Origin of the sequence: Methylobacterium nigriterrae (genome assembly GCF_037106235.1) — a bacterium.
Taxonomy (GTDB): domain Bacteria; phylum Pseudomonadota; class Alphaproteobacteria; order Rhizobiales; family Beijerinckiaceae; genus Methylobacterium; species Methylobacterium nigriterrae.
On record NZ_JBAWTG010000014.1, the window covers coordinates 1 to 15,925 of the forward strand.

General features: G+C 70.4%; 10 protein-coding genes and 2 pseudogenes. 6 read left to right on the top strand and 6 right to left on the bottom strand.

Annotated features, from left to right (window positions below):
• From WDW90_RS10120 to lpdA, 4 genes and pseudogenes are all read left to right on the top strand, one after another.
• Window positions 1–98, top strand: a pseudogene (locus WDW90_RS10120) (succinate--CoA ligase subunit alpha); the annotation flags it as partial.
• A 202-nt stretch (window positions 99–300) separates the two neighbouring features.
• The gene (locus WDW90_RS10125; RefSeq protein ID WP_336487257.1) at window positions 301–3,285 is read left to right on the top strand and encodes a 2-oxoglutarate dehydrogenase E1 component; all 2,985 of its coding nucleotides are present in this window, start codon (window positions 301–303) and stop codon (window positions 3,283–3,285) included.
• Window positions 3,286–3,377: 92 nt separating this feature from the next.
• Window positions 3,378–4,676 (top strand): 2-oxoglutarate dehydrogenase complex dihydrolipoyllysine-residue succinyltransferase, encoded by a 1,299-nt coding sequence (odhB, locus tag WDW90_RS10130; protein WP_336487258.1) that lies wholly within the window; start codon window positions 3,378–3,380, stop codon window positions 4,674–4,676.
• A 164-nt stretch (window positions 4,677–4,840) separates the two neighbouring features.
• Window positions 4,841–6,244, top strand: coding sequence for a dihydrolipoyl dehydrogenase (gene lpdA, locus WDW90_RS10135; protein ID WP_336487259.1), 1,404 nt, complete (start codon window positions 4,841–4,843; stop codon window positions 6,242–6,244).
• A gap of 108 nt (window positions 6,245–6,352) precedes the next feature.
• Here the strand turns inward: lpdA and WDW90_RS10140 are convergent, their stop codons facing one another.
• Entirely contained in the window at window positions 6,353–7,231 is an 879-nt protein-coding gene (locus WDW90_RS10140) for a response regulator (protein WP_336487260.1), read from the bottom strand.
• A gap of 172 nt (window positions 7,232–7,403) precedes the next feature.
• Entirely contained in the window at window positions 7,404–8,390 is a 987-nt protein-coding gene (locus WDW90_RS10145; RefSeq protein WP_336487261.1) for a tyrosine recombinase XerC, read from the bottom strand.
• 133 nt (window positions 8,391–8,523) lie between these two features.
• Between WDW90_RS10145 and WDW90_RS10150 the strand changes: the two genes are divergently transcribed.
• The gene (locus WDW90_RS10150; protein ID WP_336487262.1) at window positions 8,524–8,919 is read left to right on the top strand and encodes a VOC family protein; all 396 of its coding nucleotides are present in this window, start codon (window positions 8,524–8,526) and stop codon (window positions 8,917–8,919) included.
• Between the two features lie 16 nt (window positions 8,920–8,935).
• Here WDW90_RS10150 and WDW90_RS10155 read toward each other — a convergent pair whose 3' ends face one another.
• The 4 genes from WDW90_RS10155 to WDW90_RS10170 all read right to left on the bottom strand — a co-directional run bounded on the left by WDW90_RS10155 (window position 8,936) and on the right by WDW90_RS10170 (window position 14,893).
• Window positions 8,936–9,664 (bottom strand): Crp/Fnr family transcriptional regulator, encoded by a 729-nt coding sequence (locus WDW90_RS10155; protein WP_336487263.1) that lies wholly within the window; start codon window positions 9,662–9,664, stop codon window positions 8,936–8,938.
• 14 nt (window positions 9,665–9,678) lie between these two features.
• Window positions 9,679–10,080, bottom strand: a complete 402-nt coding sequence (locus WDW90_RS10160) for a response regulator (RefSeq protein WP_336487264.1) — start codon at window positions 10,078–10,080, stop codon at window positions 9,679–9,681.
• Window positions 10,077–13,676, bottom strand: coding sequence for a CheR family methyltransferase (locus tag WDW90_RS10165; protein ID WP_336487265.1), 3,600 nt, complete (start codon window positions 13,674–13,676; stop codon window positions 10,077–10,079). Before WDW90_RS10165 ends, WDW90_RS10160 begins: the two co-directional genes overlap by 4 nt.
• Window positions 13,677–13,885: 209 nt before the next feature.
• Complete coding sequence (locus WDW90_RS10170) at window positions 13,886–14,893, bottom strand: chemotaxis protein CheB (RefSeq protein WP_336487266.1); 1,008 nt, start codon at window positions 14,891–14,893, stop codon at window positions 13,886–13,888.
• 496 nt (window positions 14,894–15,389) lie between these two features.
• Between WDW90_RS10170 and WDW90_RS10175 the strand changes: the two are divergent.
• A pseudogene (locus tag WDW90_RS10175) lies at window positions 15,390–15,897 on the top strand (ferritin-like domain-containing protein).
• Window positions 15,898–15,925: the final 28 nt, after the last annotated feature.

Here is a 15,925-nt window from a genome sequence, read left to right on the forward strand (position 1 = left end):
CCGAGGACAAGATCGCCGCCATGGAGGCGGCCGGCATCCGCGTCTCGCCCTCCCCCGCACGCCTCGGAGCAACCCTCCTCGAACGCCTCAAAGGGTGAGAGCCGGGGAAGAATGCCGCGCGGCAGCCCTGCACCCGATGCAGCCGCGCCGCACCCATATGGGCTGGACCATGGCGCGCGGCGTCGGGTGCCGCGCTCTGGTGCAGTTCGAAGCCGGCCGCGGTCGAGGCGGCCGGACAGGTGAGCGGGAGCCGGGCCCGAGCGGCGCGGAGGCCCCGCAAAGCGGCAGGATGAACGAACGATGGCACGTCAGGACGTGAACGAAGCGCTCCTCGAAACCTCGTTCCTCTATGGCGGCAACGCCGCCTATATCGAGGAACTCCAGGCGGCCTTCGCCAGGGACCCGAGCTCGGTCGATCCCGAGTGGCAGACCTTCTTCAAGGCGCTGGGCGAGGATGGCGGCCTCGTCGAGAAGAACGCGGCCGGCGCCTCCTGGCAGAAGCCGAACTGGCCCGTCCCGCTCAACGGCGAGATCGTCTCGGCGCTCGACGGCAATTGGGGCGCCCTGGAAAAGGCCGTCGGCGACAAGATTCGCGCCAAGGGCGACGTCAAGGACAAGGGCGTCGACGGCGCCGCCGTCGTCGCCAAGACCGGCGTCTCGGTCGAGCAGGCGACCAAGGATTCGGTCCGCGCGATCATGCTGATCCGCTCCTACCGCATGCGCGGCCATCTTCACGCCAAGCTGGATCCCCTCGGCCTCGCCCCCCGCGGCGACCACGAGGAGTTGCATCCGCAGCATTACGGCTTCCAGGAATCCGACTGGGATCGCCCGATCTTCCTCGACAACGTGCTGGGCCTCGCGTTCTCGACCATCCGCGAGATCGTCAAGATCCTGGAGCGCACCTACTGCCAGACGCTCGGCGTCGAGTTCATGCACATCTCGGATCCCGCCGAGAAGGCCTGGATCCAGGAGCGGATCGAGGGCAAGGACAAGGAGATCTCGTTCACGCCCGAAGGGCGCCGGGCGATCCTCAACAAGCTGATCGAGGCGGAAGGCTTCGAGAAGTTCCTCGACCTCAAGTACACCGGAACCAAGCGCTTCGGCCTCGACGGGTCGGAGGCGATGGTCCCGGCGCTGGAGCAGATCATCAAGCGCGGCGGCGCGCTGGGCGTCGAGGAGATCGTCCTCGGCATGGCTCATCGCGGCCGCCTCAACGTGCTGACCAACGTGATGGCCAAGCCCTTCCGGGCCGTCTTCAACGAGTTCAAGGGCGGCTCGGCCTCGCCGGCCGAGGTCGAGGGCTCGGGCGACGTGAAGTACCATCTCGGCGCCTCCTCCGACCGCACCTTCGACGGCAACAACGTCCACCTCTCGCTCACCGCCAACCCCTCGCATCTCGAGATCGTCGATCCGGTGGTGCTGGGGAAGGTGCGCGCCAAGCAGGATCAGCTTGCCAAGCCCAACGTCGACCGCAAGAAGGTGCTGCCCCTCCTCGTCCACGGCGACGCCGCCTTCGCGGGCCAGGGCGTGGTCGCGGAATGCTTCGGCCTGTCGGGCCTGAAGGGCCACCGCACCGGCGGCTCGATCCACTTCATCATCAACAACCAGATCGGCTTCACCACCGATCCCCGCTTCTCGCGCTCCTCGCCCTACCCGTCCGACGTGGCGAAGATGGTGGAAGCCCCGATCTTCCACTGCAACGGCGACGACCCGGAGGCCGTGACCTTCGCGGCCAAGGTCGCCACCGAGTACCGGCAGAAGTTCGGCAAGCCCGTCGTCATCGACATGCTGTGCTACCGCCGCTTCGGCCACAACGAGGGCGACGAGCCGGCCTTCACCCAGCCGAAGATGTACCAGCGCATCCGCAAGCACCCGACCGTGCTGGAGACCTACGGCCGCAAGCTCGTCGAGTCGGGCGCCGTCACGCAGGAGGCCCTCGACGCCCGCAAGGCCGAGTTCCGGGCGATGCTCGACAGCGAGCTCGACGTCGCCGGCAACTACAAGGCCAACAAGGCCGACTGGCTCGACGGTCGCTGGTCCGGCTTCAAAGCCGTGCGCGAGGACGTGGACGATCCCCGCCGCGGGCAGACCGGCGTGCCGGCCGAGACGCTGCGAGAGATCGGCCAGAAGATCACCCAGGCGCCCCCCGGCTTCCACCTGCACCGCACGATCCAGCGCTTCCTCGACAACCGCGCCAAGGCGGTCGAGACGGGCCAGGGCATCGACTGGGCGACCGCCGAGGCTCTGGCCTTCGGCTCGCTGCTCCTCGAGGGCCACCGGGTCCGGCTCTCCGGCCAGGACGTCGAGCGCGGCACCTTCTCGCAGCGCCACGCGGTGGTGATCGACCAGGAGAACGAGCAGCGCTTCACCTCGCTGAACTCGATCCGCGAGGGCCAGGCGAGCCTCGAGGTGATCAACTCGATGCTGTCGGAGGAGGCCGTGCTCGGCTTCGAGTACGGCTACTCGCTGGCCGAGCCGAACGCGCTGGTGCTCTGGGAGGCGCAGTTCGGCGACTTCGCCAACGGCGCGCAGGTCGTCGTCGACCAGTTCATCTCGAGCGGAGAGCGCAAGTGGCTGCGCATGTCGGGCCTCGTGCTGCTCCTGCCCCACGGCTACGAGGGCCAGGGGCCGGAGCACTCCTCGGCACGCCTGGAGCGCTATCTCCAGATGTGCGCCGAGGACAACATGCAGGTCGCCAACTGCTCGACGCCGGCCAACTACTTCCACATCCTGCGCCGGCAGCTGAAGCGCGACTTCCGCAAGCCGCTCGTCCTGATGACGCCGAAGTCGCTGCTGCGCCACAAGCGGGCGGTGTCGGGGCTGGAGGCGATCGCCGAGGGCTCGACCTTCCACCGCATCCTGTGGGACGACGCCGAGCACGAGGAGGGCGGGATCAAGCTCGTCAAGGACGACAAGGTGCGCCGCGTCGTGCTCTGCACGGGCAAGGTCTACTACGACCTGTTCGAGGAGCGCGAGAAGCGGGGCGTCAGCGACGTCTACCTGATGCGCGTCGAGCAGCTCTACCCGTTCCCCCTCAAGGCGCTCGCCACCGAGATGAGCCGCTTCCGCAACGCCGAAGTCGTCTGGTGCCAGGAGGAACCCAAGAACATGGGCTCGTGGTTCTTCGTGGAGCCCTACCTCGAATGGGTGCTCGGCCAGGCCGGCTCCGCCGTGAAGCGTCCCCGCTACGTCGGCCGCCCGGCCTCCGCCTCGACCGCAGTGGGCCAGATGTCCAAGCACCAGGCCCAGCTCCAGGCCTTCCTCAACGAGGCGCTCGCGGTCTGAGACCCGCGACCCACCGAACTGGCGGCGCCGGACAGCGGCGCCGCCTCCGCATCCGGGCCGGCTCGCCGGCCCCAACCCCGGCGTGAAGACCCATGGCAACCGACATCCTCGTCCCGACGCTCGGCGAATCCGTGAGCGAGGCCACCATCGGCCGCTGGTTCAAGAAGCCGGGCGACACGGTGGCGGCCGACGAGCCGCTCGTCGAGCTCGAGACCGACAAGGTCACCCTGGAGGTGAACGCGCCGGCCGCGGGCGAGCTCGGCGAGATCCTGGTGAAGGACGGCGAGACGGTCGAGCCCGGCGCGCTGCTCGGCTCGATCGTCGAGGCGGGCGCCGGCGGCGCCAAGCCGGCTGCCGCGCCCGCCAGGGAAAGCGCGCCGACGGCCGAGGACCGGAAGGCCGCGGAGCAGGCGCCCGCGAGGGAATCGGCCGCGGCCTACGGCAATCACGGGGATGCGGCGCCTGCGGGCGCGCGGCCGGCCGGGGACAACGGCCCGGCGGTCGCCAAGCTCGCGCGCGAGAGCGGGGTCGACCCGTCGGGCGTCAACGGCAGCGGCAAGGACGGCCGCGTCACCAAGGGCGACATGCTGGCGGCGATCGCCAGGGGGCACGACAAGGGACCGGCCCCGCAGGCGCCCGCCCGGGAGGCCCGCCCGGCCCTGCCGCGCGCGCCCTCCGCGCCCGACGACGCCGCGCGCGAGGAGCGCGTGCGCATGACGAAGCTGCGCCAGACCATCGCGCGCCGGCTCAAGGACGCGCAGGACACCGCCGCGATGCTGACGACGTTCAACGACGTCGACATGTCGGCCGTGATGGCGATGCGCGCCCAGTACAAGGACATCTTCGAGAAGAAGCACGGCACGAAGCTCGGCTTCATGGGCTTCTTCACCAAGGCGGTGATCGGGGCGCTCATGGACGTGCCGGCGGTCAACGCCGAGATCGACGGGCAGGATCTCGTCTACAAGAACTACTACCACATCGGCATCGCGGTCGGGACCGACAAGGGCCTCGTCGTGCCGGTGGTGCGCGACGCCGACGACCTCTCGATCGCCGGCATCGAGAAGACGATCGCCGGCTTCGGCAAGAAGGCCCGCGAGGGCAAGCTGTCGATCGACGAGATGCAGGGCGGCACCTTCACGATCACCAACGGCGGCATCTACGGCTCGCTGATGTCGACGCCGATCCTCAACGCGCCGCAATCGGGCATCCTCGGCATGCACCGCATCGAGGAGCGCCCGGTGGTGCGGGCCGGCAAGATCGAGGCGCGCCCGATGATGTATCTCGCGCTCTCCTACGACCACCGCATCGTCGACGGGAAGGAGGCCGTGACCTTCCTGGTGCGGGTCAAGGAGGCTCTCGAGGACCCGGCCCGGCTCGTGCTGGACCTGTAATACCGGCGTATCGCGACGCGTCCATGATCCCGCGCGTGCCGCCTTCGGCGTGAACGAAGGGGCGCGAGCCGACCCAGAAGGCCGGGCGACCGGTGTCGCGCGGCCGCTTGCATCGCTGCGGCTCGCCGCCGGGCCCGAAGAGACGAGAAGGAAGACCGCACACCATGAGCAGCTACGATCTCGTCGTCATCGGCACCGGCCCCGGGGGCTATGTCTGCGCCATCCGGGCGGCCCAGCTCGGACTGAAGACGGCGGTCGTGGAGAAGCGGGCGACGCATGGCGGCACCTGCCTCAACGTCGGCTGCATCCCCTCGAAGGCCTTGCTGCACGCCTCCGAGGCCTTCGAGGAGGCGGGCCGGCACTTCGGCGACCTCGGCGTGATCGTGAGCGAGCCGAAGCTCGACCTCAAGAAGATGATGGCCTTCAAGGACGAGGGCGTCGCCGGCAACACCAAGGGCGTCGAGTTCCTGCTCAAGAAGAACGGCGTCGACAGCTACCACGGCACCGGCCGGCTCGCGGGCGCGGGCCGCGTCGAGGTCATCGGCGAGGACGGCGGCAACCAGCTCCTCGAGACGCGGAACGTCGTGATCGCGACGGGCTCGGACGTGGCGAGTCTCCCGGGCGTCGCCATCGACGAGAAGGTGGTGGTCTCCTCCACCGGCGCGCTCGAGCTCGGCAGCGTGCCGAAGAAGCTCGTCGTCATCGGCGCGGGCGTGATCGGGCTCGAACTCGGCTCGGTCTGGCGGCGGCTCGGCTCCGAGGTGATCGTGGTCGAGTTTCTCGACCGGGTGCTGCCCGGCATGGACGGCGAGGTCGGCAAGCAGTTCCAGCGGATCCTCGGCAAGCAGGGCATCACCTTCAAGCTGTCCTCGAAGGTCACGGGCGTCGAGGTGGGCAAGAAGGGCGCCACCGTCACCGTCGAGCCCGCCGCGGGCGGCGAGGCCGAGAAGATCCAGGCCGACGCGGTACTCGTCGCCATCGGGCGCGTGCCCTACACGGCGGGGCTCGGCCTCGAGACCGTCGGCGTCCAGGTCGACAACAAGGGCCGCATCCAGACGGACAGCCAGTACGCCACCAACGTCACCGGCATCTACGCCATCGGCGACGTGATCGCCGGGCCGATGCTCGCCCACAAGGCCGAGGACGAGGGCGTCGCGGTGGCCGAGATCCTGGCCGGCCAGTCGGGCCACGTGAATTACGGAGTGATCCCCAACGTGGTCTACACCTTCCCGGAGGTCGCCTCGATCGGGCGGACCGAGGAGGAGCTGAAGAAGGACGGCATCCGCTACAATGCCGGCAAGTTCCCCTTCACGGCCAACGGCCGCGCCAAGGTCAACCACACCACGGACGGGTTCGTGAAGATCCTGGCCGACGCCGACACGGACCGGGTGCTGGGCGTCCACATCGTCGGCGCGGATGCCGGAAACCTGATCGCCGAGGTCGCGGTGGCGATGGAGTTCGGGGCGAGCGCCGAGGACGTCGCCCGCACCTGCCACGCCCACCCGACCCTCACCGAGGCCGTCAAGGAAGCCGCCCTCGCGGTCGGCAAGCGGGCGCTTCATATCTAGAGCGCGGTCCGTGATCCCCGGATCACGGCCCGCGCTCCATCTGCTCGTTGCGACGCATGGTCTCGCGCCGAGCCGGTGGTCGCTTCGGCGGAGAAGGCTCCGGCCGCGTCAGGCGGAGCGGCGGGCCTGCGCCAGGTCGGCGACCCGCAGCAGCGTCGTCGGGGCCGGCGGGGCGGTCAGCGCGTTGAGCAGGTAGGGCCGGCGCAGGCCGAGGGCGTGGTGGAGCGCGAGGTCGATGTCGCGGGCGTAGAACGGCATCTTCAGGACGAAGGAGACGCCGAAATAGCGCGCCGCGTGGGCGATCGGCTCCGGATCGCCCGACGTCATCAGGGTGAGGTGGGTGCCGAGCCCGAGGGGCTGAGCCTGGCAGGCCAGTTCGAGCCCGTCGATCCCCGAGAGGTTCGTGTCGATGAAGGCGAGGCCGTAGCTGCCCATCCGCAGGAGCTTGAGGGCGTGGCGTCCGCTGTCGGTCTCGTCCACCGCGAGGTTGAAGCCGCTGCGGGTGAGGACCCGGCCGACCATGCTCCGGCCGGCCTCGGACGAGGCGGCGAGCAGCACGGAGGTCGGCTTCTGGCGGCGCGCATTCGCCTGCAGCAGGCTCTCGATGTGGTCGGGATCGAGGGGCGTCTTGAGAACCTCGTAGGCCTGCAGGCTCTGGGCGAGCTCCTGCCATTGCGGAAAGACCCGTGCGGCGACGAGGACGAGGCAGGGCAGGGCGCCGCCGCGCTTGCGCGCCAGCGCGACGGCCTCCGGCCCGCTCAGACCCTCGAGTTGCAATCCCACGAAGGCGAGCGACGGCCGCCGCGTCAGGACCACGTCGATCAGGGCCTCTCCGGTCGCGGCCTCGGTGATCTGCGCGCCCGGGTCGAAGCGGTGCACGATCCGCGCGAGGGTGGCGCGGCGGTCGGCATCCATGTCGGCGATCAGCACGTTCGTCGCCGTGGCGCCCGGGGCCGCTGCGCGTCTCTCGGTGGTGGGGTCGGGCATGGCTTCCAGCGGGGTGTCCGGTCGAGTCCGGGACACCGTAGCGCAACAAAGGTGTTCACTACCTTAACTTGAAATTCTCGACATATCCGCAATCTGTGTTGAGTAAGTTTCGAGCGCTCCGCAAGCAAGACCGAGATCGTCCCGCGCGCCTTGAAGGAGAAGCGGCTTCTGTTCAAGTCGAGGGCCGTCGTCCCGCACGCGGATGGGCAGCATCGAAGGCGCTCATCAGCCGGACCGCGTCGATCTGCGTGTAGAGCTGGGTCGTCGACAGGGAGGCATGACCGAGGAGTTCCTGGATCGCGCGCAATTCACCCTGGCGGGCGAGCAGATGCGTGGCGAAGGAGTGCCGCAAGGCGTGCGGCGTCGCGCTGGCGGGCAGGCCCAGCGCGCCGCGCAGGGAGGCGACGGCGTACTGGATGATGCGCGGCGAGAGCGGCCCGCCCCGCGCGCCGACGAAGAGCGGCCCCTCGGGCGGCAGCGCGTGCGGGCAGGCGGCGAGATAATCGGCCACGGCCCGCGCCACCACCGGCAGCACCGGCACCATCCGCTCCTTGTCGCCCTTGCCGGTGACCCGGACGGTATCGATGCCGGGCACCGGCGCGTCCCTCCGGCTCAGCGACAGGGCCTCGGCGATGCGCAGGCCCGCCCCGTAGAGGAGTGCCAGGACCGCCGCGTCGCGCGCCAGGATCCAGGGCTCCCGGTCCTCGCCGGCCCGGAGGTCGGCCGTCGTGATGGCCTTGGCGGCGCTCACCGGCAGCGGGCGCGGCAGGCGCCGCTCGACCTTGGGGGAGCGCACGGCCCCGAGTGCCGCCACGGTGCCGTGGCCCTCGCGCTCGAGGTGCCTGGCGAAGGAGCGCACGCCCGCGAGCGCCCGCATCAGGGAGCGGCCGCAGGCGCCGTCCGCCCGGCGCGCCGCCATGAAGCCGCGCACGTCGCGGGGCTTCATGGCCACGAGGTCGGCGATGGCTGGCGGCCGGCCCCGCCCGTCGAGATGGACGAGGAACTGGCGCAGGTCCCGCCCGTAGGCCTCGACCGTGTTGGCGGCCATCCGGCGCTCGCGCGCGAGCCCGTCCTGCCAGGCGGCCACGGCCGCCCGAAGGGCCGCATCGCCGGGCCAGACCGGCTCGGAGGCGGGCTGAAGGGCGCGTCGGAGGGGCATGGGGCGTCGGGCTCGGCAACCGGGAGCCCATCCATGCCGGGATCCGGTTGACGTCCGGTTGAGAGGATGGGCTCGCCTTGCCGTGCGTCTCCGCCAGTTAGCGGGGGCCCGCATCACGAAGGAGGACCCGCCCATGTCGAAACCCGTCCACGCGATGATCCGCGTCCTCGACGAGACTCGCGCGCGCGACTACTACGCCCGCGCCTTCGGCCTCGCGGTCGCCGACCGCTTCGACTTTCCCGATTTCACCCTGATTTACCTGCGCGATCCCGCCTCGCCCTTCGAGCTGGAACTCACCGTCAACAAGGGTCGCACCGAGCCCTACGATCTCGGCGACGGCTACGGCCACATCGCGGTGACGGTCGACGACGCGGAGGCCGAGCAGGCGCGCTTCGTCCGCGAGGGGCTGCCCGCCACGCCGGTGAGAACGCTGAAGCACGGCGACGAGGCCCTCGCCACCTTCTTCTTCGCGACCGATCCGGACGGCTACAGAATCGAGGTGATCCAGCGCGGCGGGCGCTTCGCCTGAGCGCCCGGCCGACCGCTCAGGTCCTGGCGACGAGCCGCGTGAGCGGCACGTAGTCCGACAGGGCGGCGAGGGCGGCGGCATCCACCAGGGTCACCTTCACGCCGCTCATGCGGATGAGGCCGTCGCGGCGCAGCTGCTGCAGCGTCCGGTTGGTATGGACCACGCTGAGGCCGAGAGCGTCGGCCAGCACTTCCTGGGTCATCGGCAGGGTGAAGGTGTCGCCCGGCTCGATCCCTGCCAGCGCGAGCCGCTCGCGCAGCTCGAGGAAGAGGTGGCTCAGGCGCTCGTAGGCCGTCTGCCGCCCGAGCCGCGTGACGTGGTGGGCGAGGAGCGCTTCCTCGACGGCCGCGATCGCCCGCATCGTCGCCGCGAGCGGCGACGCGTAGCTCTGCGCGGTGCAGGCTTCGAGGAGCATGTCGGCCTCGGCCAGGACGGCCTGCGTCAGCGTCACGGTGTTCGCGTAGCGGAGCGGAGCGCGGTGCAGGCTGAAGCTCACGAAATCGCCGGGCAGGACGAAGCCGACGATCTGGCGCCGTCCATCGGAGAGCACGCGCTGCCTGGCGGCCCAGCCGGCCACGAGCAGCCGGGCCTTGGCCCCCTTCCCGTTCTGGGACGAGAGGTCGGCGCGCGGCCCGACGGAGGCGGGACGCTGGATTGCCTCGCGCAGGAGATCGATCTCCCCCGGCCCGAGAGTGCCGAAGGCGGTGAGGCGCCGGACCAGGGGATCGGCCGGCGCGCTGGTCATGTCCCAAGCCGCTATCACGGAACGACGGGCCTCGCGTCACGGAGAAGGTCGGACAGGGTTCGGATGAGATCGGCGAGCTGGATCGGCTTCTCGAGCCGCGGCACGCTCTCGAAGGCGGCCGGCAGGACGGTGCGGTCGACCCCCGTGGTGAAGACGACGGGCACGTCCTTGCGCAGGAGTTCCTCCGCGAGGCTGTAGACGTCCTCGCCCTGGAGGTTGATGTCGAGGACGGCGGCGTCGAGGCCCTGCTCGCGGCTGAGCGCGAGGCCGCGCGCGAGGTCGGGCACCGGGCCCACCACGCGCGCACCAGCCGTCGCGAGCGCGCGCGCGATGTCGCCGGCGAGGAAGTACTGATCCTCCACCACCAGGACAGCCCGGTCCCGCAGCGCAGCTGATTCGGACGTGTCCACCATCATCCACCTTGACCGTCATCGGCACGGCCCGGATCGATCTCGATCAGCGGGCTCGCGGCCTGGCGCCCGCCGAGCGGGATCTCGATCACGCAACGCACGCCGCCGGGCAGGAATTCCAGCGCCGTCGTCGCGCCGAGCTCGTAGGTGAGGCCCTCCTCGATCAGCTCGCGCCCGAAGCCGCGGCGGCTCGGATCGGTGTTGACGAGCCGCACGCCGCTCTCGCGCCATTCGAGGATCAGGCGCTCGTCGCCGTCCTCCCCGAAGGAGCGCCACGTGATCGCCACGTGCCCGTCCGGCCCCGTCAACGCCCCGTACTTGACGGCGTTCGTCGCCAGCTCGTGCAGCGCGAGCCCGAGGGTCTCGGCCGCCTTCTGGCGCAGCCTGACGCCGGGGCCGGTGAGCGTGACCTGCACGCCGTCGCGGCCCGAGTAGCTGATCACCTCGTCGCCGATCAGCTCGGCGAGGTCGATGCTCGAATCGGCCGTGCGCGTGAGGATGTTCTGGGTGCGGGCGAGCGCCCCGAGGCGGCCGTCGAAATGGGCCAGGAACTCCTCCAGCGAGGTGGCGCTGTCGGAGGTGCGGTTGGCCACCGAGCGCACCACCGCCAGGATGTTCTTCACCCGGTGCTGCAGCTCGGCCAGCAGCAGGCGCTGGCGGTCCTCGGCGCGGCGCCGCTCGTGCGTGTCCGTGCAGGAGATGAACCATTTCTCGATCGCGCCGTCGGCGTCGCGCATCGCCTCCGCGCGCGTCGTGAACCAGCGGAAGCGGCCCCGCCGGTCGCGGATGCGGCCCTCTTGCACGATGGGCTCTCCGGTCTCGCGCGCCCGGTTCCAGGCCGCCTGGTAGGCCTCGCGCTCGTCCGGGTGGATCGCCGCCAGCCAGCCCTGGCCGAGCGCGCGCCCCGCCTCCAGCCCCGTATACTCGTAGAAGCGCGGGTTGGCGTAGTCGCATTCGAGGTCGGGCAGGAGGGTCATGAGGAAGGCCGGCACCGCCCGCTCCATGTGGTGGAAGCGCTCCTCGGTCTCTCGCAGGGCCCGCTCCGCCCGCGCGGTGGCGGTGATGTCGAGGAAGGTCAGGACGACGCCCGCGATGAAGTTGTCGATGTTGCGATAAGGCAGCACGCGCACGAGGTAGCGCGCGCCCGTGCCCGGGTTCTCCACCTCCCGCTCGATCGTGCCGAGGGTCCGCAGCACCCGCCGGATGTCCTCCTGCAGCTCCCTGTAGACGATGAGCGGCGCGATGTGGATGATCGGCCGGCCGAGGTCGCTCTCGATCAGGTGGAAGATCTCGACCACGGAGGGCGTGAAGCTCTTCACGCAGAAATTGTTGTCGAGGAACACCGTGGCGATCTGGGTGCTCTCGAGCAGGTTCTTGAGGTCGCTGTTGGCCCGGTCGAGCTCGTTGACGCGGTGGCCAAGCTCGCTGTTGACGGTCTGCAATTCCTCGTTCGTCGATTGCAGCTCCTCCTTGGAGGTCTCCAGCTCCTCGTTGGCCGATTGCAACTCCTCGTTGACCGACTGGTACTCCTCGTTCGAGGATTTCAGCTCCTCGTTGGTGCTCTCCAATTCCTCGATGGTCGCCTGCAGGCGCTCGCGGGTGAGGCGCAGCTCCGCCTCGAGCCGCTGCACGTGCTCGTCGCGCGCGAAGCTCGGCGAGGCGTCCGTAGCCTCGTCGCCCTCGAGCAGCTCCCCCTCCTGGAAGATCACCACGAAGTTGGTCGTATCCTCCGGACTCGCCCGCAGCGGCTCGACGACGAGGGTGAGCAGGCGGCGGTGGCCGTTGATGCCCATCTGGATGCGCTCGGTCTTGACCGGCTTGCCCTCGACCTCGGCCTTGTGCAGGGCGGCCCGCAGGTCGAGGCGCAGGTCCCGGTGGGCGAGGTTGAGGAGGTTCAGGCTCGCGGCGCCGGGCGAGGGCGCGAGGTACTGGCCGGTGCGGCCGGAGAAGTGCAGCACCTCATAGGCCGCGTCCGTGATGACGTAGGCCGGCGCGTAGCGCTCGGCGATGCGCTCGGCCCGCCGCGTCATGGTGCCGACGATCTCGCGCGTCCGCGCGCCCTTCTCGGTCTCGGCGCCGCGCGGGTCGGAGGGCGTCGCCAGGGGGAAGTCGGGCAGGACCCGGGTGACGCTGTCGAGGCGGCGGAAGATGCGGTAGCGCCGGTCGACGGGCGCGAAGATCTTGGCGTGCCGCGTCACGTTCTCGGAATTGCCGAGGAACAGGTAGCCGTTCGGGCGCAGGGCGAAGTGGAACAGCGGGATGACGCGGTTCTGCAGGTCGTTGTTCAGGTAGATCAGCAGGTTGCGGCAGGAGACGAGGTCGAGCCGCGAGAAGGGCGCGTCCTTGATGACGCTGTGCTGGGAGAAGATGCACATCTCCCGTAATTCCTTGACGATGCAGTAGGTGTTGCCTTCCTTCACGAACCAGCGCGCGAGCCGTTCCGGGCTCATCGTGCTCACGATGGATTCCGTGTAGCGCCCGACCCGCGCCGCCGCGAGCGCCCGCCCGTCGATGTCGGTGGCGAAGATCTGCACCTGCGGCACGATGTCGAGGCGGCCCATGTTCTCGCGCAGCAGGATGCCGAGCGAGTAGGCCTCCTCGCCGGTGGCGCAGCCGAGCACCCAGACCCGCACCTGATCGCCCGCGCCCTTGCCGGCGAACAGCTTCGGGATGACCTCCTTCTCGAGGAACTCGAACTCGCCGGCATCCCGGAAGAACTGCGTCACGCCGATCAGCAGGTCGTTGAACAGGTGCTGGACCTCGCCCGCGTCGGCGCGCAGGTGGTCGACATACGCCTCGATGTCGTCGGTCTGCACGACCTGCATCCGGCGCTGGACGCGGCGCAGGAAGGTGTTCTGCTTGTAGCCGTGGAAATCGTGGCCGGTCTTGTTGCGCAGGACCGCGGCGATGCGGGTGAGGTGCTTGGAGACCGCCTGGCGGATCTCGTAGAAGCTGCGGGTCTGCTGGATCCGGGTGAGATGGCGGGCATAGGTCGCGATGTGCTCGGCCATCTGCTCGGGCGGCATCACGAAGTCCACGATCGCCGCCGCGGCGCTGCTCGCGGCGCTGCCCGCGTCGTGGTGATCCTCCCGCTGGGCGGCGAGCGTCAGGCCGCCGCGCTCCTTCACGGCGGTGGCGCCGAGCGTCCCGTCGCTGCCGGTGCCGTCGAGGACCACCGCCACCGCGCGCTCGCCCTGATCCTCGGCGAGCGAGACCAGGAAGCTGTCGATGGTGCCGCTCTCGGCCGAATCCGCCCCGGTCGGGGTGACCCGGAAATGGCCGTCGCGCACCACCAGGATCATGCCCACGCCCGCGACGTAGACATGCCCGGCCTCGACCGGCTTGCCGTCGAGGATGGGCGCCACCGTCACCTGCGGCATCCGGCGCAGATGGCGGAGGATGCGCTCCTCCTCGAGCGCGTCCCGATGCTGCACGATCAGGATGGTGGCGATCGCCTCGCCGTCGCCAATATGGCCGAGGAAAGCGTCGATCGACTCGACGGCGCTCGCCGAGGCCCCGACCCCGACGATGACCGGGGTCGAACGGGACGGCGTCTCGCCGTCCTCACGCGCGGGCTCGGATTCGGTCTCGCGGTCGCTCACGCTCGTTCCCGATGACACGCGCATCCGCGCCGCGGACGCGTCTCCCTCGCTTCGTCCGGCCCCGTGCCTGCGGCCGGCGGCGCCCGCGCATGCCGACGCCGCGCGCGAGAATACCGTACCTCGGCGCCGGATGCGCCGTTCTTTTTTCCGGTTGCACCCGTTCGGCCCGATCCGGGCCCGGGCCGAAGCTTCGCGCCGCCCGCCGGGCGTCAGCGCCCCGCCGGCTCCCCGAGCGGCGCAAGCGCCGACAGGATCGCGTTGCGGATGGTCTGCGCGTAGTCGCGGTACTCCTGCGACCGGGCCATGTACGTGGCGGCGATCGCGGGCTGTCCCGCCTCCTCGGAATTGCGGGCGAGGCGGGCCAGGAGCTCGACCCGTTCCTCGACGATGCGCAGCGCGACCCGCAGCGCCTCGTCGACCGCGCCCTCCTGCTTGTCGGCGAGGACCTGCCCCGTGAAGCCGTGCCCGACCTGGCAGCGGAACCGCAGCGGCCCGGGCGCCCGCACCTGGGACAGGACGCCCCCGCAATCGGGGCAGGTGAGGGGCGCCGGCTCCGCGAAGGCCCGGAGCACGTTGCTGTCGATGCTTCCGCCGGCCGCGATGGCGACTTCGAGGCCGAGATCCGGCGGGACCGGCAGGGCCGGGCCGGGTGGCGTCGCCGCGAGCTCGGCGATCACCGAGGCGAGGTTCGCCGCCGGCGTGCAGCGGTCGACCGCGACGGTGCGCAGGGCGCCGCGCGGCATCTCGGGAGCGAGGGCGTCGTCGGGGTCCTGCACCACGGCCCGGCCGCCGCAGCTCTTCACGGCCGCGAGCCCGGCCGCCCCGTCGTTCAGCCGCCCGGAGAGCAGGACGCCGATGACCCGCGGCCCGTGGCTCAGGGCGGCGGAGCGGAAGAGCGGGTCGATCGCGGGGCGCGCCATGTTCTCCCGCGGCCCGCGCCGCAGGGCGACCGTGCGGTCGGTGACGAGCATGTGCAGCCCGGCCGGCGCGACGTAGATCCGGCCGTTCTCGATCGGCTCGCCCTCGCGCGCGGTCGCCGCCGGCAGCGGGCCCGACTCGTCGAGGATGCGGCCAAGCTGGTTCAGGCTGTCGTGGCTGAGATGCACCACGGCCAGGATCGCCGCGGGCAGCCCGGCCCTGAGCCCCCCGCAGACCGTGCGGAGGACGTCGATCGCGCCCGTCGATCCGCCGATCACGATGATGTCGCTGGTGGCCAAGCTCCGTACCCCGGGGACCTGCCGCAAGCCGGCGCCCTTCGAGGCTGGCCCCGTAACAGTCTAAACCGCGGCGCCGGCGCCCGCACGAACATGCAGCAAGTTTTCAGGGCCGAGGGATCGGCCGGCGCGGGCCTGACCCGGCCAGCGGCCGAACGCCGCGCGGCGAGCCGGCCGGCGCCCGGCGATCGGCCATGGGTTCGTCGGCCTGAGGCCCTTCATCGGTGCGATCGGCGCAACCTCAGGCTTGTCATCAAGACGTGACATGCTCAAGCTCGATTGATCCAAGTTAATACTGTGCGCGCGGCGACATGGCCCAGGTATCGGGAACCGATGCCGGGCAAAAACATTGCTCGATAGCTTCGATTGCACCAGCACGCCCGAGCGAATGCTGCGAGCCCGGGGCCCACACGAACGATGCGACCCCGAACGCCGAGCGGTCCCGCGCTCCGAGAGACCGCGGCGCCGGCTCGCCCCGCCATCCCAGGAGAGACGCACCATGGCCGTCGACGTCCGATCGATCTACGTCACCGCGCTCAAGAACGCCCATGCGGTGGAACTGCAGGCGCTGCAGATCATGGAGCGGCAGGTCGAGCGACTGGAGCGCTATCCCGAGATGGAGCGGCCCTGCGCAAGCATATCGAGGAGACGCACCGGCAGCGGGACCGGCTGGAGGAGGCCCTGGGGGCGCATTCGGAGAGTCCCTCCGCGCTCAAGGAAGGCGTCATGGGCCTGATGGGCAACATGGCGGCACTCGCCCACGCGCCGGCCCAGGACGAGATCCTGAAGAACACCTTCGCCAACCACGCCTTCGAGAACTACGAGATCGCGGTCTACGATTCGCTGATCGCCATCGCGGAGGCGGCGGCCAGAACCAGCACGTCACGGCCTTCCAGACCTCCCTGAAGGAGGAGGAGGCGATGGCCCGCACGGTGCGCGACCTGGCCCGGCCGACGACCCTGCGCTACCTCGAACTCACCACCGGCGGCGCCAAGGCGGATCGCTGAGGCGAACCGCCGGGCCCGCCACGCGGAC